Source organism: Azospirillum sp. A1-3 (genome assembly GCF_023806445.1).
In the GTDB taxonomy this organism is placed as follows: domain Bacteria; phylum Pseudomonadota; class Alphaproteobacteria; order Azospirillales; family Azospirillaceae; genus Azospirillum.
The window spans coordinates 490,001-510,446 of record NZ_JAMSLU010000002.1; the positions used below are offsets into that span (position 1 = coordinate 490,001).

The following is a 20,446-nucleotide window of genomic DNA, read 5'->3' on the forward strand; positions in this document are numbered from 1 at the left end:
TAGTGCACCAGTACCGTGAGGGAAAGGTGAAAAGCACCCCGACAAGGGGAGTGAAACAGTTCCTGAAACCGGATGCCTACAAGCAGTCGGAGCCTCTTCATGGGGTGACGGCGTACCTTTTGTATAATGGGTCAGCGACTTAGAGTATGCAGCGAGCTTAAGCCGGTAGGTGGAGGCGCAGCGAAAGCGAGTCTGAATAGGGCGACCGAGTTGCATGCTTTAGACCCGAAACCTGATGATCTAGCCATGGGCAGGTTGAAGGTGCGGTAACACGCACTGGAGGACCGAACTCACGCCTGTTGAAAAAGTCGGAGATGACCTGTGGCTAGGGGTGAAAGGCCAATCAAATCAGGAAATAGCTGGTTCTCCGCGAAAGCTATTTAGGTAGCGCGTCGGATATCACCTGCGGGGGTAGAGCACTGGATGGGCTAGGGGGGCGCGAGCCTTACCAAACCTAACCAAACTCCGAATACCGCAGAGTGCAGTCCGGCAGACAGACGGTGGGTGCTAAGGTCCATCGTCGAGAGGGAAACAGCCCAGACCGCCAGCTAAGGTCCCCAAATCACGGCTAAGTGGGAAAGGATGTGGGAAGGCCATGACAACCAGGAGGTTGGCTTAGAAGCAGCCATCCTTTAAAGAAAGCGTAATAGCTCACTGGTCTAGTTAAGCCGGCCTGCGCCGAAAATGTATCGGGGCTCAAGCCGTGTACCGAAGCTGCGGATGTGATCTTCGATCACGTGGTAGCGGAGCGTTCCGTAAGCCTGCGAAGGGTGTCCGTGAGGCCGCCTGGAGGTATCGGAAGTGAGAATGCTGACATGAGTAGCGACAAACAGTGTGAGAAACACTGTCGCCGAAAGTCCAAGGGTTCCTGCGCAAGGTTAATCCACGCAGGGTGAGCCGGCCCCTAAGGCGAGGCCGAAAGGCGTAGTCGATGGGAACCACGTTAATATTCGTGGGCCTGGCGGAGGTGACGGATCGGAAAGCGTGTATGTCCTTATCGGATTGGACATGCTGTGGACCGGTTCCAGGAAATAGCCCCGCCGTATAGACCGTACCCCAAACCGACACAGGTGGACTGGTAGAGTATACCCAGGCGCTTGAGAGAATGGTGTTGAAGGAACTCGGCAAATTGCCCTCGTAACTTCGGAAGAAGAGGGCCCCGTTGTGGCGCAAGCCATGGCGGGGGGCACAGACCAGGGGGTAGCGACTGTTTACTAAAAACACAGGGCTCTGCGAAGCCACACAAGGCGACGTATAGGGTCTGACGCCTGCCCGGTGCCGGAAGGTTAAGAGGAGAGGTGCAAGCCTTGAATTGAAGCCCCGGTAAACGGCGGCCGTAACTATAACGGTCCTAAGGTAGCGAAATTCCTTGTCGGGTAAGTTCCGACCTGCACGAATGGCGTAACGACTTCCCCGCTGTCTCCAACACCAACTCAGCGAAATTGAACTCTCCGTGAAGATGCGGAGTTCCCGCGGTCAGACGGAAAGACCCCGTGCACCTTTACTACAGCTTTGCAGTGGTGCTAGGGACTTCATGTGTAGGATAGGTGGGAGGCTTGGAAGCATGGGCGCCAGCTCGTGTGGAGCCATCCTTGAAATACCACCCTTGAAGTCTCTGGCATCTAACCGTGGCCCGTTACCCGGGTCCGGGACCCTGCATGGCGGGTAGTTTGACTGGGGCGGTCGCCTCCCAAAGTGTAACGGAGGCGCGCGATGGTGGGCTCAGAGCGGTCGGAAATCGCTCGTCGAGTGCAATGGCATAAGCCCGCCTGACTGCAAGACTGACAAGTCGAGCAGAGACGAAAGTCGGCCATAGTGATCCGGTGGCTCCACGTGGACGGGCCATCGCTCAACGGATAAAAGGTACGCCGGGGATAACAGGCTGATGACTCCCAAGAGTCCATATCGACGGAGTCGTTTGGCACCTCGATGTCGGCTCATCACATCCTGGGGCTGGAGCAGGTCCCAAGGGTTCGGCTGTTCGCCGATTAAAGTGGTACGTGAGCTGGGTTTAGAACGTCGTGAGACAGTTCGGTCCCTATCTGCCGTGGGTGTCGGAGTTTTGCGAGGATCTGTCCCTAGTACGAGAGGACCGGGATGGACATACCTCTGGTGCACCGGTTGTCACGCCAGTGGCATGGCCGGGTAGCTAAGTATGGACGGGATAACCGCTGAAAGCATCTAAGCGGGAAACCCACCTCTAAACCAGAGCTCCCTTGAGAGCCGTGAAAGACCATCACGTCGATAGGAGGCATGTGGACGGGCAGCAATGCTCGAAGCTAAGCCTTACTAATCGCTCGATCGGCTTGATCTCACCCCACACAACCGCGCCATGCGCAGCAGCAAGCCTGCTTGGAAAGGCCCTGCTTGACGCAACACCGCCAGTTCGATACATCCTCCCCCTCACTTGCACTGAACAAGCACATGCTTCGGATAAAGCGTCGGTCTTGAGCCTTGGTGACCTGGTGGTCATGGCGAGGTGTCAAACACCCGATCCCATCCCGAACTCGGCCGTGAAAAGCCTCCGCGCCAATGGTACTGCGTCTTAAGACGTGGGAGAGTAGGTCGCCGCCAGGTCACCAAGCCTCAAGAGACGCTCAATCCAGAAGCATAAGCTTGCATCTTCATCGTCCGTCACCCCATATCAAGGACATCCGCGGGGTGGAGCAGCCCGGTAGCTCGTCAGGCTCATAACCTGAAGGCCGCAGGTTCAAATCCTGCCCCCGCAACCACCGACATTCGGCGCCCCTGTTCGAAAGAGCCGGGGCGTTCGTGCGTTTGGGCCTTGCGCAGCTGAGCGGCGCCCTCGCAGACCGCCAGGATGCCGGCCAGCTCACCGTGCAGGTCGGCGTCCAGCCCGGCCCCGGCAGGGGAGGGCGTCAGGACGATGCGGTCGATCATGATCCGCACCATCTCCATCGCCTCCGCCCTGTCCTCGCCGCCAGCAAGAGCGGCCTCCAGCGCTTCCACTTTGCGGCGGTAGAGGTTCGACAGCAGGGGGTGCAGCAGGACCGACGTCAGGTCCGCAGTAAGTGTCGTCTGGCGACTGCGGCGTGAATGGGTTGCCGGCGCCGTTCACCCCTGCTCTGGAATGGTGATGTTCCAGGGCAGGAGATCGGCGATACGGTTGATCGGGTGATCCGCGATGCAGCCGAGCACAAGGCGTAGGTAGGCCTGTGGATCGAGGCCGTTGAGCTTTGTAAAGGCCGAATGAAGTTTGGGCCATCCGCATTCCTGGTGCAGGCCAGGACCTTCGGCCGCTGCGATTCTGATCCAGAGTGGGACACAACTTTGGATCGGCGTCCAAACGCGCTTGGCATGGCATCCGCGACATTCTGGCCGGGGAAGGCGAGGTCCTCTGGGCCGGTAGCGGCCTGGGGGCATCGGCTCCCGGTTCATTGTGCTTGGCGAGCTGACCCCCAAGCGCGTCGCCATAAAGACTCCGGAGCGGGTTTACGTCACTCATCGCGGTGATGATGCGCGTTCTGCTCCGCATTACCGCTCCCATCGTCTGGTGTGCATTGCCGACCCAGGAAGGGAGGTCCCGCATCCTATGGACTTGATTGCGCTGGAGTGTTGCCCCCAACACTTCCAAGGGTAATCGGATTCGGCCCAAGTGCGCAACGCTAAGCTGTGCACCAACATCCTGCTCTGGTGCCACGTCACAGGTTAGGCACGGACGCTTCTGTTCCAGTACCGGGCCTCCCGATCTCCGTCGCGGTTAGATAACAGCCGGGGTCCTCGGCCCAAGGATTACCGGTCAACTTCTCGGCACGCACGCGGGTGTTGCCGTTGCAGATCGCTAAAAAGCGGCAACTGGCGCAACGTCCTGTGACCGGGCGCGGGCGCTGCTTCAGCCCAGCAAGGATGGGATCGGATTGGTCGCTCCAGATATCAGCGAAGCGGCGTGTGCGGACATTGCCCAGCGTGTGATGTCCCCACATGGTATCGGGATGGACGTCACCCTGGGTGTCGATGTTGGCGATGCCGACGCCCGACGCGTTGCCGCCCCAACGGACCAGCCGCCGCTCCAGCTCGGCGCGGCGCTCGGGAAGGCGCTCCGCCGCCCACATCAACAGGAAGGCGCCATCCGCATCGTTATTCCCGGTCACGATCTCCCGCGACCGTCCGGCCTGGGCGTCGGCTAAAGCCGTTTCAAACAGCCGCCCCATCGCAACCCGCGTGGTCTCCTTCATCGCGTCCATGCGGCGGTACGCGTTGCCCCGCCCGGCATAGTTCAGGTGCGACAGGTAGAACTTGTCGATCCGCTCCTCCTCCATCAGGGCCAGGAGTGCCGGCAAGTCGGCCGCGGTCTGCTCGGTCAGCGTCAGGCGCAGACCGACCCGCAGCCCGGCGTCCCGGCACAGGCGGATGCCGCGCAACGCCTCGTCGAAGGCGCCGGCGCGACGGCGAAAGCGGTCGTGCGTGGAGGCCAGTCCGTCCAGGCTGACACCGACATAATCGTAGCCAGCGGCGGCGATGGCATCGACCCGCGTCCGGTCGATCAGCGTCCCATTGCTGGACAGCCCGACATAGAAGCCCAACGACTTGGCCCGCCGCGTGATGTCGAACAGGTCGGGGCGCATCAGCGGCTCGCCGCCCGACAGGATCAGCACCGACACGCCCGCCGCCTTCAGGTCGTCGAGAACGCGGAACGCCTCGGCGGTTGATAGCTCGCCGGGGAAGTCGTGGTCGGCTGAAAAGGAGTAGCAGTGCATGCAAGATAGGTTGCAGCGTCGCACGAGGTTCCAGATCACCACCGGGCCCGACGGCGATGACGGCCCCGGACGCTTCGCCGGCTGCGCCGATGTCAGACCTTTCATCGGCTGCGCCGATGGGGGGGCGACGAGCACACGCATGAACTGGCTGAGACGGAACATCGGAAGGGTCCTTGCGGTGGCGATAGCGAAGGGCGGCAGTCGGACGTCAGGCGCGCGGCGGCGGAGCGCAGAGCGCATGCAGGCGGGCCACATCCTCGACGCGCACGGTACGGCCCTGGGTGTGCACGCCGAATTCACGCAGGCGTCCCAGCACGCGGGACAGGGACTCCGGCTCCATGCCGAGGCGGCTGGCGATGACGAGCTTCTTCATGGGCAGGACGATCACAGTCTCGCCGCTCACCTGCGGGGCCAGCGAGACGAGTAACGCCGCCACCCGCTCCATTGGACTTCGGCTGCACAGCCGGCGCACCTCCCCGGCGAGCCGCCGTTCCCAGCGCAGCAGCGACCCCAGCATGCAGCAGGCGGCGACCGGGTTGGCGCGAAGGCCGGCGAGGAACCCGCGTGCACCGACGCGCAGGAGTTCGGCCTTCTCCACCACCTCGGCGGCGACGGGGTAGACCCCGGCGAAAATGGCGGCCTCCGCGAAGCTGGACACCGGCTCGACGGTTTCGACGATGCTCTCGCGGCCGCTCTCGGTCAGCGCGAGCAGCTTCACCCGGCCGCTCAGCACGATGAAGAAGGCGTGGGCCGGGTCTCCGGCCTGGAACAGCGGGCTGTTGCGCGGGTGGAGCTCCACCGGGGAGTTCCCCAGCAGCCTGCAGATGACGGCCGGTTCCAGGCTCTCGAACAGCGGCAGGCTGCGGATCGCCGGCAGGTCAAGGCCGCGGCGGCACAGGCGGCCGCGGCATCGGACGGGGGATCGGGCCGGTTCTGCGTCGCGGACGCCGCTGGAATCGGCATGAAGACGGGCGAGCACGCAAGACATGGTTCAGTCATCCCACGAAGGATCGGTGCTGGACTGCCAGAATCGGCGCAGTGCCTCCATGTCGTCGATGTCGACGTCGTCCAGCCGACCTGAATGCACGCCCTGTGCGCGCAGCTTCGCGAAGGCGCGGGACAGGCTTTCCGGCTTCATCCCCAGCCGTTCCGCCAGGAACTGCTTTTCGCAGGGAAGGACGATGTGCACCCGGCCCCGCTGCGTTCCGGCCAGCCGAACCAGATAGCCAGCGAGCCGCCGGGTGGTGGACTGCAGCTTTAACTCGGTGATTTCATGGATCAGGCCGCGCAGCCGCGCCGTGGCCCCGGCCATCATCGCCTGCACCACCTCGAACCGGTCCTGGAGATGGGCGAAGAACGGCTCCGCCTGGATGGCGACGGCGGTCACCGGCAGCAGGGCATAGGCGCTCGTCGCGTGCCGACCGCAATCGAGCACGGCATCTTCGCCGACCAGATGGCCCGGCCCGACGATGTCGACGACGTTCGAACAGGTGCCGTCCTCGGCCACGGTCAGCCCGACGGTCCCGCTCAGCACGAGATAGAAGGCGGTCGCCGGCTGAGCGCGCAGGAACAGGGCGCTTCCTTGAACGAACGTCCGTTCGCTGCTGTAGGTCAGAAGATGCGTACGGTCGGCTTCCGACAACTGCCCGAGCACAGGGCTGTCGGCGATGGTCCGCGCGAGCGCGCTGTCCATATCGGCACCTCGCTTGCCTGCCGGTATCGATGGCCAACGATAGAGGCCTTGCCGGTGCGGCGGCTTGACCGTCGTCAAGTCCTCCGGCCCGTTCACCGTTAAGAATTGGGCTGCGGGAAAAGGAGCCAACTAACCAAAGTCAAGGATTGTGGGCCGGAACCGCGCCAGGATCGGGGGCACACCGAAAGCTCACGAGGGGGAAGCCACATGATGCGCAAGGCCTTGTTGTTCACGGCCGCAGTCGGGTTGGTGCTGGCGATGCAGGGGGGCAGGCCGGCCGCCGCCGAGGAGGTCGCGCCACCAATGACCAAGGAGGAGTTCGAGCAGGCAAAGGAAATCTATTTCCAGCGCTGCGCCGGCTGCCACGGCGTGCTGCGCAAGGGGGCCACCGGCAAGCCGCTGACCACCGACATCACGCGCGAACGCGGCCTGGAATCCCTGAAGGCCTTCATAACCTACGGCTCTCCGGCCGGCATGCCGAACTGGGGCACCTCGGGCGATCTGACCGAGCAGCAGGTCGACCTGATGGCCCGTTATGTCATGCAGGAGCCGCCGCAGCCCCCCGAATGGGGCATGAAGGAGATGCGGGCGAGCTGGAAGGTGCATGTACCGGTCGACCAGCGGCCGAAAAAGCAGATGAACACCCTCGACCTCGACAACCTCTTCGCGGTCACGTTGCGTGACACCGGCGAGGTGGCGCTGATCGACGGCAAGTCCAAGAAGATCGTCAAGGTGATCCCGACCGGCTACGCCGTGCACATCTCACGCATGTCGGCGTCGGGGCGCTATCTCTTCACCATCGGCCGCGACGGGCGCATCGACCTGACCGACCTGTGGGCGGCGGAGCCGACCAAGGTCGCCGAGCTCAAGATCGGCCTGGAGGCGCGCTCGGTCGAGACCTCCAAGTTCAAGGGATTCGAGGACAAATACGCGATCGCCGGCGCCTATTGGCCGCCCCAGTACGTCATCATGGACGGCGACACGCTGGAGCCGAAAAACATCGTCTCCACCCGCGGTATGACGGTCGACACCCAGGAATACCATCCTGAACCACGCGTGGCCTCGATCGTGGCGTCGCACTTCCACCCGGAGTTCGTCGTCAACGTCAAGGAGACCGGCCAGATCCTGATGGTGAACTACCAGGACATCACCAACCTGAAGGTCACCAGCATCCCGGCCGAGCGCTTCTTGCATGACGGCGGGTTCGACAGCACCGGCCGCTATTTCCTGGTCGCCGCCAATGCCCGTAACAAGATCGCCGTGGTCGACACCAAGGAGGATAAGCTGGCCGCCCTGGTGGACACCAAGGGCGCGACGCCGCATCCCGGCCGCGGGGCCAACTTCGTGCACCCGAAATTCGGTCCGGTGTGGGCGACCAGCCATCTTGGCGACGAGAAGATCTCGCTGATCGGCACCGATCCGGAAAAGCACAAGGAGTATGCCTGGAAGGTGGTGGGCACCATCGACGGCCAGGGCGGCGGCTCCCTCTTCATCAAGACCCACCCGAAATCCAACAATCTGTGGGTCGACACGCCGCTGAACCCGGATGAGGCCATCCATTCCTCGGTGGCGGTGTTCGACACCCGTGACCTGAGCAAGGGCTTCGAGGTGCTGCCGATCGTCGAATGGTCCGGCGTCAAGGGCGGCGCGCACCGCGTCGTGCAGGGCGAATACGACAAGGACGGCGGCGAGGTTTGGTTCTCCGTGTGGAACGGCAAGGAGCAGGAGTCGGCGATCGTCGTGGTCGACGACAAGACCCGCAAGCTGAAGCAGGTGATCAAAGATCCGCGCCTGATCACGCCGACCGGTAAGTTCAACGTCTACAACACCAAGATGGACATCTACTGACCCCACCGGACGCAACGGGCGACGGCCGTGTGCCGCCGCCCGTTCTCCCTATCCCATTCCTGACGATCGAGGGCGCCATGGCAGTCGGACGGGTTTATCTGGTGGGGGCCGGTCCCGGTGACCCGGATTTGCTGACGGTGAAGGCGATGCGCCTGATCGAGGCTGCCGAAACCGTGGTCTACGACCGTCTGGTTGGGGACCGTATCCTCGACCTGATCCCGCGCCACGCCGATCGCATCTTCGTCGGCAAGGCGCCACGCCGCCACACACTGTCGCAGGATGAGATCAACGCCCTGCTGGTCCGGCTGGGGCTGGCCGGACGCCGCGTCCTCCGCCTCAAGGGTGGTGACCCCTACGTCTTCGGGCGCGGCAGCGAGGAGGCGCTGGCCGTCGCCGCGCACGGCATTCCTTTCGAGATCGTGCCCGGCGTCACCGCCGCCTGCGGCTGCGGCGCCTATGCCGGCATCCCGCTGACCCATCGCGGGCTCGCCACCGGTGTGCGCTTCGTCACCGGCCACTGCCGCGAGGACGCCGAGCTGTCGCTGAACTGGGCGAGCCTCGCCGATCCGGACACGACGCTCGTCATCTACATGGCGTTGCTGAATCTCGCCGAAATCAGGGCGCAGCTGGTGGCGGCCGGCCTGCCGGCGGACACGCCCGCAGCCGTGGTGTCGCGCGGGACCTCCGTCGACCAGATCGTATGCCTGGGGACGCTGGGCGATCTGCCGGAGCGGGTGGCGGCGCTGTCACCGCCGACGCCCTGCCTGACCATCATCGGCCGCGTCGTGTCCCTCGCCCCGCAATTGGCATGGGCTCCGGAGCCGATCGCCGCCCCGTCGCCGGCAACGTCCTCTTGTCTCCGGAGGGCTCTCAATGGTTAGCCGGACTGGACGCCATCTTTCCGGGCTCGCGCTCGCAGCAGCAGCCGTCAATTTCGCTGCCGCTGGCGCAAGCGCAACCGGGATCACCCCGTCACGGCAGGCGGAGCTGACTCGCTTGGTCCGGCAGGATTGCGGTTCCTGCCATGGCATGACGCTGAAGGGCGGGCTCGGCCGGCCGTTGCTGCCGGCCGACTTGGTGGGCAAATCGACGGAGGCGCTGGCCGCCGTGGTCTTGGACGGGATTCCCGGCACGCCGATGCCGCCCTGGCGCGGTCTGCTCTCCGAGGACGAGGCGCTCTGGATTGTCAACCGCTTGACCGGAGGACTCGACCGATGACCTTACACCGTCCGACCGTCCTCCGCTGGGCCGCGTCGCTGATCGCCGCGTGGCTGGCACTGTCCGGCCTTCCGGCCGCCGCCGAAACCGAACTGCGGGGAACCGGCGATCTCGGCATCGTCATCGAACGGGCCATCGGCCGTGTCTTGTTGGTGGAGAACAGCGGCCGCCGTCGCTTGGCCGAGATCGAAGGGCTGGGCGATTTGTCGCACGCCGCCGCCGTCTTCTCCCGCGACGGGCGCTACGCCTATGTCTTTGGCCGCGACGGCGGGCTGAACAAGCTGGACCTGTTGACCGCGACGGTCGTCAAGCGGGTGGAGCAGGCCGGCAACAGCATTGGCGGCGCCATCTCCCAGGACGGCCGGCTGGTCGCCGTGCAGAATTACGAGCCCGGCGGGGTGAAGGTCTTCGACGCCGCGACGCTGGAGCTGGTGGCCGACATCCCGGCGACCTACGGCGACGGAACGGCGCGGTCGAAGGTGGTCGGGCTGGCCGACGCACCGGGCAACCGCTTCGTCTTCACGCTGTACGACGCCGGCGAAATCTGGATCGCCGACCTGTCGAACCCGGCGCAGCCGGCCTTGCGCAAATACACCGGCATCGGGCGGCAGCCCTATGATGGGCTGGTGACGCCGGACGGGCGCCATTACATCGCCGGTCTTTTCGGCGAGGACGGGCTCGCCCTGCTCGACCTGTGGAACCCCGACGCCGGGGTGCGCCGCATCCTTGACGGTTACGGCCGGGGCGAGCAACCGCTGCCGGTCTACAAGATGCCGCATCTGCGCGGCTGGGCTCAGGCCGGCGGGCGGCTCTACCTGCCGGCGGTCGGCCGTCACGAGGTGCTGGTGGTCGACACCGCAACCTGGACCGAAACCGCCCGTATCCCGGTGAAGGGGCAGCCGGTCTTCGTCATGGCGCGGCCGGACGGGCGGCAGGTCTGGGTCAACTTTGCGCTGCCCGACAACGGTTTCGTGCAAGTGATCGACGTGCCGACGGCCAGCGTGGTCAGGACGCTGGAGCCGGGGCCGGGTGTGCTGCATCTGGAATTCACGCCTCGCGGGGAGCAGGTCTGGGTGTCGGTGCGCGACCTGGATTGCGTGCGCGTCTACGACACCGCCAGCTTCGCCGAGGTCGTCGCGCTACCGGCGGACAAGCCGAGTGGCATCTTCTTCACCGCGCGCGCCCACCGCATCGGCCTGTGACGGAGCATCCAATCATGGACACCATCGAGGATCCGACCGACCGCCGCCTGCTCGACGATTTCCAGCGCGGCTTCCCCCTGGTCCCGCGCCCCTTCGCCGAACTGGCCGCCCGGCTCGGCAGCACGCCGGCCGACATCCTCGACCGGCTGAGGCGCCTTACCGCCGCCGGTGCCGTCGCCCGTATCGGCGCCACCTTCCGGCCACACAGAGTGGGGGCCAGCACGCTTGCCGCCATGGCGGTGCCGCCCGGCGATCTGGCCCACGTCGCAGCACTGGTCGGGCGTTTCGAGGAGGTGAACCACAACTACGAACGCGAGCACCGGCTGAACCTGTGGTTCGTCGTCACCGCCGCCGATGCGGAGCGCGTGCGCGCCGTGCTGGCGGAGATCAAGTCCGAGACCGGCTTGCCCGTGCTCGACCTGCCGCTGGAGCACGGTTATCATCTGGATCTGGGGTTCCCGCTATGGAATTGAGCAGGGCGTCGGTTGCGGAGCGGACGCGGCCCGTGAGCCTGCCCGAGAAGAACGACCGGTTGCTGCGCCGGCTGCGCGAAGGGTTGCCGCTGGTGGCCCGGCCGTTCCTGGCGATCGGGCAGGCCATCGGCCAATCGGAAGCCGGCGTGATCGCCGCCATCCGCGAACTGGTGGAGAATGGCGCGGCGTCACGCTTCGGCGTCATCGTCGATCACGCGGCACTTGGTTTCACCGCCAACGCCATGGTGGTGTGGGACGTGCCGGACGAGCGGGTGGACGCGGTGGGGGCGGCGCTCGGCTGCCGGCGCGGGGTGTCCCTGTGCTACCGCCGTCCGCGCCGTCCACCGGTCTGGCCCTACAACCTCTTTACCATGATCCATGGCCGCAGCCGCGACGAGGTGCGTATGCTGGTTGATGATCTGGCGGCCGTCTGCGGCCTGACCGACCTGCCGCGGGAACTGTTGTTCACCGTCCGCCGCTTTAAGCAGACGGCCCCCTGCTATGGCCGGGACGGGAGGACATGATGCAACCTGTCGCCACCCTGGACCCCCTTCTGGACACCATCGACCGGGCATTGATCAACCGCCTGCAGGACGGGCTGCCGCTGACCTCCCGTCCCTTCGCCGACGTGGCGGCGGAGCTTGACCTGGATGAGGACACGGTGATCGACCGCATCGCCGCACTGGGCGCGGCCGGGGTATTGAGCCGCTTCGGGCCGCTCTACAACGCCGAGCGCATGGGCGGCGGCCTGTCGCTCGCCGCCATGGCAGTGCCGGCGGAGCGATTCGACGCGGTGGCGTCGCTGGTGAACGGCTTCCCGGAGGTGGCCCACAACTATGCGCGTGACCACGCGCTCAGCCTGTGGTTCGTCCTCGCCACCGAGACGCCGGAACGGGTGGTGGAGGTGGCTGCCGCCATCGAGTCACGAACCGGCCTTGCCGTCCGGCTTTTTCCCAAGCTCGCCGAATACGCGCTGGATCTGAGGTTCGAGGCATGACCGAGTCCACGTCCGACATGACCATACTCGATGCCGTAGACCGCCGGCTGGTGGTGGAAACGCAGGCCGGCCTGCCGCTGGTACCGCGACCCTACGCCGCGCTGGCCGCCCGGCTCGGCATCGCCGAAGAGGAGGTGATCGCCCGTTTCGGGCGGATGCTGCGGACCGGGATCGTCCGCCGTATCGCCGCCGTGCCGAACCATTACCGGCTGGGCTATGCCGCCAACGGGATGAGCGTGTGGGAGGTTCCGGACGCCGTCATCGACGAGGCTGGGCGTCTGCTGGCCGCTCAGCCCTTCGTCACCCATTGTTACCGCCGTCCGGCACATCCGCCGGATTGGCCCTACACGCTGTTCGCTATGGTCCATGCCAGAGACCGCGCCGAGGTCGAGGCCCGCATCGGTGCGATGGCCGACCTGCTGGAAGGGCGCAGCCGCAGCCATGCCGTGCTCTACAGCACCCGCATCCTCAAGAAGACCGGCCTGCGCCTGTCAGCGTGACCGGTTGCCATCTCCTCTCCTTTCGCCGGAAATTCCCTATGCACGCACGCATCGTCCTTGCCATGGCGGCGCTCATCGCCCTGCTGCCGGGAACGGCTCCGGCGCAGGAGGGCCCCGCCGCCCGCTACGCCGAGCATTGCGCTGCCTGCCATGGCGGCGACCGGCTGGGCGCCATCGGCCCGGCGCTGCTTCCCGACAATCTTGGGCGGATGAAGCCGGCCGACGCCGTTGCGCTGATCGCCGGGGGCCGGCCCGCTACCCAGATGCCCGGATTCGCTGACCGGCTGAGCGGGGCGGAGATCGCCGATCTCGCCGCCTATGTCCTCGCCCCTCCCGCCCAGGAACCGGCATGGACCGAGGCCGACATGGTCGCCAGTCACATCATCCACACGCCCCACGCGGCGCTGGTTACCAAGCCTGTGCATAACGCCGATCCGCTGAACCTCTTTACCGTGGTCGAGGCCGGGGACCATCATGTCACCATCCTCGACGGCGACAGCTTCGAGCCACTGGCCCGCTTCCCCAGCCGCTTCGCCCTGCATGGCGGGGTCAAATATTCGCCGGACGGCCGCTTGGCCTATTTCGCCTCGCGCGACGGCTGGGTGTCGGTCTACGACCTGTATGGGCTGGTGCCGGTGGCGGAAATCCGGGCCGGCATCAACACCCGCAACATCGCAGTGTCGGCCGACGGCCGCTTCGTCGCCGTCGGCAATACGCTGCCGCGCACGCTGGTCCTGCTCGACGCTCGCGATCTCACACCGCTGAAGACAATCCCGGTCGTCACACCGAAGGGCAGCGCACGGGTCAGCGCCGTCTACGCCGCGCCACCGCGCAAGAGCTTCATCCTCGCCCTGAAGGACGTGCCGGAGATCTGGGAGATCGCCACCGACGAGAACGCCGGCCCGGTCTATGACGGCTTCGTCCACAGCTATGAGAAGGGCATGGTGGAAGCGGTGGGCGCGCAGCACGGCCTGTTCGCGGTGCGGCGGATTGAGTTAGAGGAGCCGCTCGACGACTTCTTCTTCGATCCGTCCTATGCCAATGTGATCGGTGCGTCGCGCGACGGTGGCAAGGGGCAGGTGGTCAACCTGGCGGTAGGCCGCAGGATTGCCGAGGTCGACCTGCCCGGCATGCCGCATCTGGGGTCCGGTATCAGCTGGATGCTTGACGGCCGGCGGGTGATGGCGACGCCGCATCTGAAGGGGGCGGCGGTCAGCGTCATCGACATGAAGAACTGGAAGACGGTCAGGCGCATCGACACGCTCGGCCCCGGCTTCTTCATGCGCAGCCACGAGGCGACGCCCTACGCTTGGACCGACGCCTCGCTCAGCCCGCGCCGCGACACCATCGAAATCATCGACAAGCGGACGCTGGAAATCGTCCGGACGCTGGTCCCGTCACCGGGCAAGACTGCGTCGCATGTGGAGTTCACCCGCGACGGCCGCCACGCGCTGGTCAGCATCTGGGAGGATGATGGCGCCCTGGTGGTCTACGACACCGCCAGCTTCGAGGAGGTCAAGCGTCTGCCCATGCGCAAGCCGGTGGGGAAATACAATGTCTTTAACAAAACACGCTATTCCGAAGGGACTAGCCATTGAGCAAACCGCTTTGGGAACTCCGGCGGGAGGCAGTTGCATGGAGGCAGCAAAAACTGATGCTGGCGGGTTGGTGGCCCTGATCACACAACGCAGACAGAGACTGGGCGTCCGAGTTCGAGCATGCGGTTGAGGACGAGGACGGCGACAGCGCTCTCGGTCTGCTGGCGGTCGTCGGCTTGGAAGCGGAGACCGTTCCCGATCACGTGTTTGTAGCGGCTGAAGAAGGCCTGCACGAGCGCGCGCAAGGTGTAGCCGGACTTTGCCTGCCACGCCATGCGGCCACCGTCGGCGCTGACGGCCTCGAAGGGCTCGGCGATTTGATCCAACAGGCCGCCGACCTGGGAAACGTCGTCCACATCGTGGTCCGTCAGAGTGGCCGCGACGATCCGGCCCGTCTCGGGTTACAGGCCAAGGTGTAGCTTCTTCCAGGCCCGGCGACGCTGGGTGCCATGCTTGGCGACCAGCCCAGGATCTGTCGCCGGATCCAGGTTGACGCTCCGGAGCTTGGCGCTCCTGTCAGATGATCGGGTCGATGAGGGTGAAGCGCAGGTCATGCGCCGTCGTGTCCAGGACGAGGACACTGTCGCCGCCGCCGAAATCGACCCGCACCCCATCTCCAAGGTCTGTCACGTGCTCCACCCGCCACGCCGCGGTGCCGACGTCCTGCGCAAACCCCTTCAGGATGAGGATGTCCAGATGCGGGTCGAAGGCTGTCAGCACGTCGGCGCCGCTGCCGGGTGCGAAGAAGAACTGGTCGCTCTCGCCGTCCCGTTCGGCGAGCAGCACATCGTCGCCGGTACCCCCATCGACGATGTCGCGTCCCGCTCCGGGAACAAGAATGTCCTGCCCGGACATGCCGTAGAGGCGATCGGCACCGTCCGCTCCATCGATATAGTCCGCGCCGGCGCCCCCGTTCAGTCGGTCATCCCCAGCGCCGGCCAGAATGCGGTCGTTGCCACCCAGGCCGTGGATCCGGTCGGCACCATCCTCGCCCCACAGCGTGTCGTCGCATTCGGACCCCTTGCGGATGCCGTCCGGCGCCGCGATGACCCCGAGCAGCCTGGCCGTATGATCCCAATAGTCCGCCCCCGTGCCGGGGGGGAGCTCGGCAAGCACGACGGTACCGCCCGTCGTGCCGTCGGACAGGAAAAACCGATCGATGTTGGCAGAATAGTCGCGATCGAAACCCAGCATGCGGCCATCAAGTTCCCCCATCAACTTGTCACCGTACGCTCCTCCCCCCATCGGCGCCAGGTGGTGCGTGCCCTCGGATGTTCCATCGGTCACCCAGAGCCCGGCGGGATCGGCTCCGTTCTGGTCCGTCAGGAAGAACGCCCGGTTTCCGGCAATCGCGATGTCCTGATACATCCAGCTGTTCTGGTGGAGTTCAACGGTCCCGCCCGCCGTGCCGTCCGTCGCCAGGAGGCGTTGGGAACCCGACCAATAGCTTTCGTCCAGCAAGAGCAGGCGGTCGCCCTCCTCGCCGGACGTCCCTTGGTCGAGCCATCCCAGCGGCTTGGTAAGTTCCTGTCCCGGGAGGAAGCTGATCTGACCTGTGGCTTCATCCAGCACGCCGGTCTTCGAGGCGTTGCCCTGTTCGATCCGGTAGACGTCCATGTCGCTTGTGAACACCACCTGGCCGTCGTGCAGACCGACGACACGACCGAGGTCCCACCCCTGCATCGTCAGGTTGCCGACGTACCGCGTGCCTTCCGCCGTCCCGTCCGTGGCCCAGAAGGTCGAATGCCGGACAGCGGTCGGCCATTCCATGCTGCCGGTCCAGTCGATTACCGTGGTGACCGACGCCACGATCCCGTCCGGCGTGGCGGCATAGCGGACAGCCCCGCTGTCGGGGATGATGTCCGTGAAGGCTGTCGTGCTGCCGTCGGCGTTGATGAAAGTGAGGTTGGAGGCCCAGGACGCCGCCCCCTCGTGAAAAGCCAGCCGTCCGTCGGTCATGCCGACCAGGGAAATGCCTTGAGACAATGGGGAGAGCGGTGCCATCTCATGAAACAAGCGGGTATCGGCGGCAGTGCCGTTGGAACTCCAGATCCCGCTGTGGGTCCCGCTATCTGCGTGCAGATAAACCCGGCCTTGTGCCGCCGTCAGTGCCGATGGCGAGGATCCCTGCGCTCCCGGCATGATGTCGGCAACCATCCGGGTGCCTGCCGCGGTCCCGTCGCTCACCCACAGCTCCCGGCCATGAATGCCGTCATCGGCGGTGAAGAAGATCTTGCCGTCGGCGACGACGGCATCCTCAGGCGCGCTTCCCTGCTGGCCGGGCCTGATGTCGGCGAGGAGACGGGTCCCCGACGGCGTGCCGTCAGTCACCCAGAGCTCCGTACCCGTGTCGTCCGTTGTGGCTGTGAAAATAGCGATTTGTGTTTGCGCCATGACCCCTCCAGTCGGAGAAAGCATTGATCGGTAATTCGCGAGATGTTCTGTGACATATTTGGGGTAAATGACTGACATGATTTCCCATTGTTTTTAAAGTAACAGCATTATGACTTTGCTTTGACTTTCAACATGTTACGTCTGCTGTCCCTCTGGAAATGCTGTTGTCGACGTCGTCCTTCCAGGCCTACTGGCGAAGGTGCCGCTGGGGTGGGTTTCAGCGCGGGCGGGTTGACCCCGCGAGCAACCAATGGACAATTGCTTGGCCCTGCCAACCAAGCCCTTCAGGCCGTTTATGAATATCGACAGCGCCACCGGCCGTTCCACCGGGTCCCCAAGCCGCGGTCCGGCGGCCGTTCGGCCCGACGATCCCCGGATGGAGAGTCCCCGGGTGGAGAACGTTCAGGTGGAGAGCGCGCGGCGTGGCCGCCGGATCGGTGCTCGCCGGCCTCAGCCGTCGCACGCCGTCCACTGCCGACGCCGGCCGCGCCGTCCTGGCCGGTCTGGTCAGCGTCCTGGCGGGTGCCGTGCTGCCCCTGCTGACGCCGATCGGTCCCGCGGCGGAACCGTTGTCGCCGCTGGCCCTGCTGGTTCAACCCCGGGCGCTGCCGCTGCTGGCCGACCTGTTCATCATCGCCACGGCCGGTGGAGCCTTTGCCGTTCCGCTCTATGTGCTGATCCAGCATCGGGCGGCGCCGGGGTCACGCGCCCGCGTCATCGCCGCCTATGTGGTCAACGCGCGGCACCATCTTGGTGGACCTGGAACAGCATGCGGTCATCGACCTGCTGCCCGACCGCGACGCGGACACCGCCGCCCGGTGGCTGGAGAAGCGCCCGAACATCGCCGTGGTCAGCCGCGACCGTGGAGCCATCTATGCCGATGCCGCCCGTCGCGGCGCACCCTAGGCCGTGGCGGTGGCTGACCGATGGCACTTGCTGGCGAACCTCGGACAGGCGGTCCAGACAATTCTGGACCGGCATAAGTCGACGCTCCGCGCGGCGGCACAAAAGATCTCCTCCGAGGCCGCTACCATCGCCAGGGTTACGGAGACAGCCGGTGACACGTCACCGCCGATGACCAACGCCGAACGACGGCAATGGACTGGTTGGGAGCGGCGCCGCGCGACCTAGAAGGAGGTGGTCCGGTTGCGCATTGAGGGCGTCTCGGCGCGAGGCATAAGCCGGCGGCTCGGCTTGGCCCGCGAAACGGTGTGCAAGTTCCTGCAAGGCGGCGAACCGGAGGTGCACCGTCCCCGCCGCAGTATCCTGGCTGCTCATCTGGCCATTCTCGAACGGCGATGAGGAGAAGGATGCCACAATGGGGCCCAACTATGGCGGGAACTCAGGGCAACAGGATTTGACGGCGGGCTACGGGTGGTGACCGAGTGGGCGACCCGCCGACGTCTGACGGCCCTGCCGGAGCGCTGGTGCCGGAGCGCTTGGTTTCCCCGATCGCCGCCCCGTCCACCCGTTGGGTGGCTGGTCGCCAAGCATGGCACCCAGCGTCGCCGGGCCTGGAAGAAGCTACACCTTGGCCTGTAACCCGAGACGGGCCGGATCGTCGCGGCCACTCTGACGGACCACGATGTGGACGACGTTTCCCAGGTCGGCGGCCTGTTGGATCAAATCGCCGAGCCCTTCGAGGCCGTCAGCGCCGACGGTGGCCGCATGGCGTGGCAGGCAAAGTCCGGCTACACCTTGCGCGCGCTCGTGTAGGCCTTCTTCAGCCGCTACAAACACGTGATCGGGAACGGTGTCCGCTTCCAAACCGACGACCGCCAGCAGACCGAAAGCGCTGTCGCCGTCCTCGTCCTCAACCGCATGCTCGAACTCGGACGCCCGGAGTCCGTCCGCATCGCGTAAATCCTATACGCTGTGAAGAGCGACAGCTCGCCTCATCGGCTCGATGCAACAGCGTCATCCGTATCCCAAATTTCCCGGCTGCATCCGCGCTCTGGCCGCTTTCAGGTCGCGGGCTGGCGGCAGCCGGAACATGCGGCCATAGTCGCGCGTGAACTGAGCGACGCTTTCATATCCGACAGCATAGGCAGCACTGCTGATCGGTTCCCCATCCGCCAGCATCATCCGGCGCGCTTCGATCAATCTCAACTGCTTCTGATACTGGAGCGGCGTCAGGGAGGTGACGGACTTAAAGTGCTCATGAAAGGTGGAGGGGCTCATGCCGGCCACCTCGGCCAGATGCTCTACCCTAAGCGGTCGGGCGAAGTCGTCACGGATGACGGCGACCGCCCGCGCCACCCGGCGCGAATGGCTGTTGGTGACGCCCAGGCTGCGCATGGCGCCCCCGTGCCGCCCGATGAGCAACCAGTAATGCAGTTCGCGAAGCAACTGCGGCTGCAGGATCGGCACCGAGGCCGGCCTGTCGAGCAGCCGCAGCAATCGCAGAGCGGAGTCGACCACCTCCGCTTCCGTTGGATTGATACTGACCGGCCTGCCGGCGGCGAAGGGGGCGGGTCCTATTTCCGCGACGAGTGCTTCGATGACCGCAAGATCGAGGTCGATGACCAGCGAGAAGTAAGGCGTGCTTGGATTGGCGCGTGTGACTTGGCTGACCGTCGGCACATCGGCGGCGATCAGCAGGGATTCGCCGGCGCCGAATTCGAAGCTGCATTCCCCCATGCTCACCCGCTTGACACCCTGCAGCACCAGCGCGACCAGAGGCCGGCTGACGGCATACCGCAACGGCGTCGGGCCGGTCTCCCGGATCAGCGTCAAGCCAGGGATCGGCGTTCGGGCAATGCCGTCGCGGTCGGCATGCGCCTGGGCGTACCGGCGCACGGTGTCCAGCAAGCTATCAGTCATCGACCTGATACCAGTTCATGGTGGCGATCCGGGGCGAAGAACCCGGTGGGATGGACGTTCGCCTGCTCCCCAAAGGACGTTCTTCCCACCGGGTTTGGTGCTCCGATCAGGCTCAGATGTTCTGACCGCCGGAAACCTCGATCCGTTGCGCGGTGACCCAGCGGTTGTCCGGGCCCAGCAGGCTCGCGACCGCCGGACCGATGTCGTCGGGCACGCCGACGCGGCCCAGCGCCGTCATGGCGGCAAAGGCCTCGTTATAGGCCGGGGTATCACGCACGGCGCCGCCCAGGAAGTCGGTCTCGATCGCTCCGGGAGCAATGGTGTTCGCCGTGATTCCACGGCTTCCCAACTCCTTGGCCATGTAGTGGGTCAACACTTCGACGGCACCCTTGGCCGCGGAATAGGCGGAGAAGCCAGGAAACGAGATACGGGTCAGGCCGGAAGAGAAATTCACGATCCGGCCGCCGTTGGCCAGCAGCGGCAGAAGCGCCTGCGTCAGGAAAAACACGCCCTTGACGTGCACATTGAAGAGGCTGTCGAACTGCGCCTCGGTTGTCTCTGCGAACGCCGCCATTTCGCCATGGCCGGCGTTGTTGACGAGATGGTCGAAGCGGTCACGGCCCCAGTTCGACTTCAGTGTCGACCGGACGCTTTCGACGAAAGCAGGGAAGCCCGAGGCGTCGCTGACGTCGAGTTGGATGGCGACCGCCCTGCGGCCGACCGCTGCGATCTCGGCCACGACGGCATCGGCCGCACCGGATTCGCTGCGGTAGGTGAGGATCACGTCGCCGCCGCGGCGGGCGATGCTGAGGGCAGTGTTGCGGCCAAGGCCGCGGCTGGCACCGGTGACGATGGAAATGCTGGTCATTTCTGAATTCCTGAAGGCGTTGCATTGCGGTGAACGCACTATCGCCGATTCGCCGGGATCGAAGTTGCCGGATGGTCGGCCGTTCTTGCCCAATCCTCCGAGACTGGTCCTTAC

General features: G+C 65.3%; 19 protein-coding genes, 1 tRNA gene, 2 rRNA genes and 1 pseudogene (1 of these 23 only partly in view). 15 read left to right on the forward strand and 8 right to left on the reverse strand.

Translation table 11 applies throughout. From position 1 onward, the window contains the following. From M5E06_RS15655 to M5E06_RS15670, 4 genes are all read left to right on the forward strand, one after another. Window positions 1–2,314: ribosomal RNA gene (locus M5E06_RS15655) — 23S ribosomal RNA — on the forward strand; it begins 431 nt to the left of the window's first position. 147 nt (window positions 2,315–2,461) lie between these two features. Next, window positions 2,462–2,577 (forward strand): 5S ribosomal RNA (rrf, locus tag M5E06_RS15660). A gap of 78 nt (window positions 2,578–2,655) precedes the next feature. Then, window positions 2,656–2,732: transfer RNA gene (locus M5E06_RS15665), tRNA-Met, on the forward strand. 40 nt (window positions 2,733–2,772) lie between these two features. Continuing rightward, window positions 2,773–3,057, forward strand: a complete 285-nt coding sequence (locus tag M5E06_RS15670) for a hypothetical protein (protein WP_252138950.1) — start codon at window positions 2,773–2,775, stop codon at window positions 3,055–3,057. 18 nt (window positions 3,058–3,075) lie between these two features. On the opposite strand, the pseudogene M5E06_RS15675 reads toward M5E06_RS15670, so the two are convergent. The 4 genes and pseudogenes from M5E06_RS15675 to M5E06_RS15690 all read right to left on the reverse strand — a co-directional run. Further along, window positions 3,076–3,198: pseudogene (locus M5E06_RS15675) on the reverse strand (transposase domain-containing protein); the annotation flags it as partial. Between the two features lie 464 nt (window positions 3,199–3,662). Further along, window positions 3,663–4,880: a heme d1 biosynthesis radical SAM protein NirJ gene (gene nirJ, locus M5E06_RS15680; protein WP_252138951.1), complete on the reverse strand. Its 1,218-nt coding sequence runs from the start codon at window positions 4,878–4,880 to the stop codon at window positions 3,663–3,665. A 46-nt stretch (window positions 4,881–4,926) separates the two neighbouring features. After that, window positions 4,927–5,706, reverse strand: coding sequence for a cyclic nucleotide-binding domain-containing protein (locus M5E06_RS15685; protein ID WP_252138952.1), 780 nt, complete (start codon window positions 5,704–5,706; stop codon window positions 4,927–4,929). 3 nt (window positions 5,707–5,709) lie between these two features. Continuing rightward, entirely contained in the window at window positions 5,710–6,411 is a 702-nt protein-coding gene (locus M5E06_RS15690; protein ID WP_252138953.1) for a Crp/Fnr family transcriptional regulator, read from the reverse strand. Between the two features lie 258 nt (window positions 6,412–6,669). On the opposite strand from M5E06_RS15690, the gene M5E06_RS15695 reads away from it, so the two are divergent. The 9 genes from M5E06_RS15695 to M5E06_RS15735 all read left to right on the forward strand — a co-directional run bounded on the left by M5E06_RS15695 (window position 6,670) and on the right by M5E06_RS15735 (window position 14,247). Further along, window positions 6,670–8,259 carry a cytochrome D1 domain-containing protein gene (locus tag M5E06_RS15695; protein WP_353654345.1) on the forward strand — a complete coding sequence of 530 codons (1,590 nt, stop codon included), beginning with the start codon at window positions 6,670–6,672 and terminating at the stop codon, window positions 8,257–8,259. Between the two features lie 77 nt (window positions 8,260–8,336). Beyond that, window positions 8,337–9,140: a uroporphyrinogen-III C-methyltransferase gene (cobA, locus tag M5E06_RS15700; RefSeq protein ID WP_252138954.1), complete on the forward strand. Its 804-nt coding sequence runs from the start codon at window positions 8,337–8,339 to the stop codon at window positions 9,138–9,140. Then, window positions 9,133–9,477, forward strand: a complete 345-nt coding sequence (locus M5E06_RS15705; RefSeq protein ID WP_286208821.1) for a c-type cytochrome — start codon at window positions 9,133–9,135, stop codon at window positions 9,475–9,477. The genes cobA and M5E06_RS15705 overlap by 8 nt, the downstream gene beginning before the upstream one ends. Then, window positions 9,474–10,679, forward strand: a complete 1,206-nt coding sequence (locus M5E06_RS15710; RefSeq protein ID WP_252138955.1) for a cytochrome D1 domain-containing protein — start codon at window positions 9,474–9,476, stop codon at window positions 10,677–10,679. Before M5E06_RS15705 ends, M5E06_RS15710 begins: the two co-directional genes overlap by 4 nt. Window positions 10,680–10,693: 14 nt before the next feature. After that, window positions 10,694–11,152 (forward strand): AsnC family transcriptional regulator, encoded by a 459-nt coding sequence (locus M5E06_RS15715; RefSeq protein WP_252138956.1) that lies wholly within the window; start codon window positions 10,694–10,696, stop codon window positions 11,150–11,152. A gap of 32 nt (window positions 11,153–11,184) precedes the next feature. Then, window positions 11,185–11,676 (forward strand): siroheme decarboxylase subunit beta, encoded by a 492-nt coding sequence (ahbB, locus tag M5E06_RS15720; protein WP_252138957.1) that lies wholly within the window; start codon window positions 11,185–11,187, stop codon window positions 11,674–11,676. Beyond that, window positions 11,673–12,149 (forward strand): AsnC family transcriptional regulator, encoded by a 477-nt coding sequence (locus M5E06_RS15725; RefSeq protein ID WP_252138958.1) that lies wholly within the window; start codon window positions 11,673–11,675, stop codon window positions 12,147–12,149. Before ahbB (M5E06_RS15720) ends, M5E06_RS15725 begins: the two co-directional genes overlap by 4 nt. Beyond that, a complete protein-coding gene (gene ahbB, locus M5E06_RS15730) occupies window positions 12,146–12,649 on the forward strand; it encodes a siroheme decarboxylase subunit beta (protein WP_252138959.1) in 504 nt (167 codons plus the stop codon). Before M5E06_RS15725 ends, ahbB (M5E06_RS15730) begins: the two co-directional genes overlap by 4 nt. Window positions 12,650–12,687: 38 nt before the next feature. After that, on the forward strand, window positions 12,688–14,247 hold the full coding sequence (locus M5E06_RS15735; RefSeq protein ID WP_286208822.1) for a nitrite reductase: 1,560 nt from the start codon (window positions 12,688–12,690) through the stop codon (window positions 14,245–14,247). A gap of 80 nt (window positions 14,248–14,327) precedes the next feature. Here the strand turns inward: M5E06_RS15735 and M5E06_RS15740 are convergent, their stop codons facing one another. Both M5E06_RS15740 and M5E06_RS15745 read right to left on the reverse strand, forming a co-directional pair. Further along, window positions 14,328–14,603, reverse strand: a complete 276-nt coding sequence (locus tag M5E06_RS15740; RefSeq protein WP_252138960.1) for a hypothetical protein — start codon at window positions 14,601–14,603, stop codon at window positions 14,328–14,330. 160 nt (window positions 14,604–14,763) lie between these two features. Further along, window positions 14,764–16,641, reverse strand: a complete 1,878-nt coding sequence (locus M5E06_RS15745; protein ID WP_252138961.1) for an ELWxxDGT repeat protein — start codon at window positions 16,639–16,641, stop codon at window positions 14,764–14,766. Between the two features lie 422 nt (window positions 16,642–17,063). Here M5E06_RS15745 and M5E06_RS15750 point away from each other — a divergent pair, with 422 nt between their 5' ends. Further along, window positions 17,064–17,564: a hypothetical protein gene (locus tag M5E06_RS15750; protein WP_252138962.1), complete on the forward strand. Its 501-nt coding sequence runs from the start codon at window positions 17,064–17,066 to the stop codon at window positions 17,562–17,564. Between the two features lie 664 nt (window positions 17,565–18,228). Beyond that, a complete protein-coding gene (locus M5E06_RS35575) occupies window positions 18,229–18,357 on the forward strand; it encodes a hypothetical protein (protein WP_286208823.1) in 129 nt (42 codons plus the stop codon). 201 nt (window positions 18,358–18,558) lie between these two features. On the opposite strand, the gene M5E06_RS15755 is transcribed toward M5E06_RS35575, so the two are convergent. Further along, a complete protein-coding gene (locus tag M5E06_RS15755; protein WP_252138963.1) occupies window positions 18,559–19,452 on the reverse strand; it encodes an AraC family transcriptional regulator in 894 nt (297 codons plus the stop codon). A 124-nt stretch (window positions 19,453–19,576) separates the two neighbouring features. After that, on the reverse strand, window positions 19,577–20,425 hold the full coding sequence (locus M5E06_RS15760; protein ID WP_502801984.1) for an SDR family NAD(P)-dependent oxidoreductase: 849 nt from the start codon (window positions 20,423–20,425) through the stop codon (window positions 19,577–19,579). Between the last annotated feature and the right edge of the window lie 21 nt (window positions 20,426–20,446).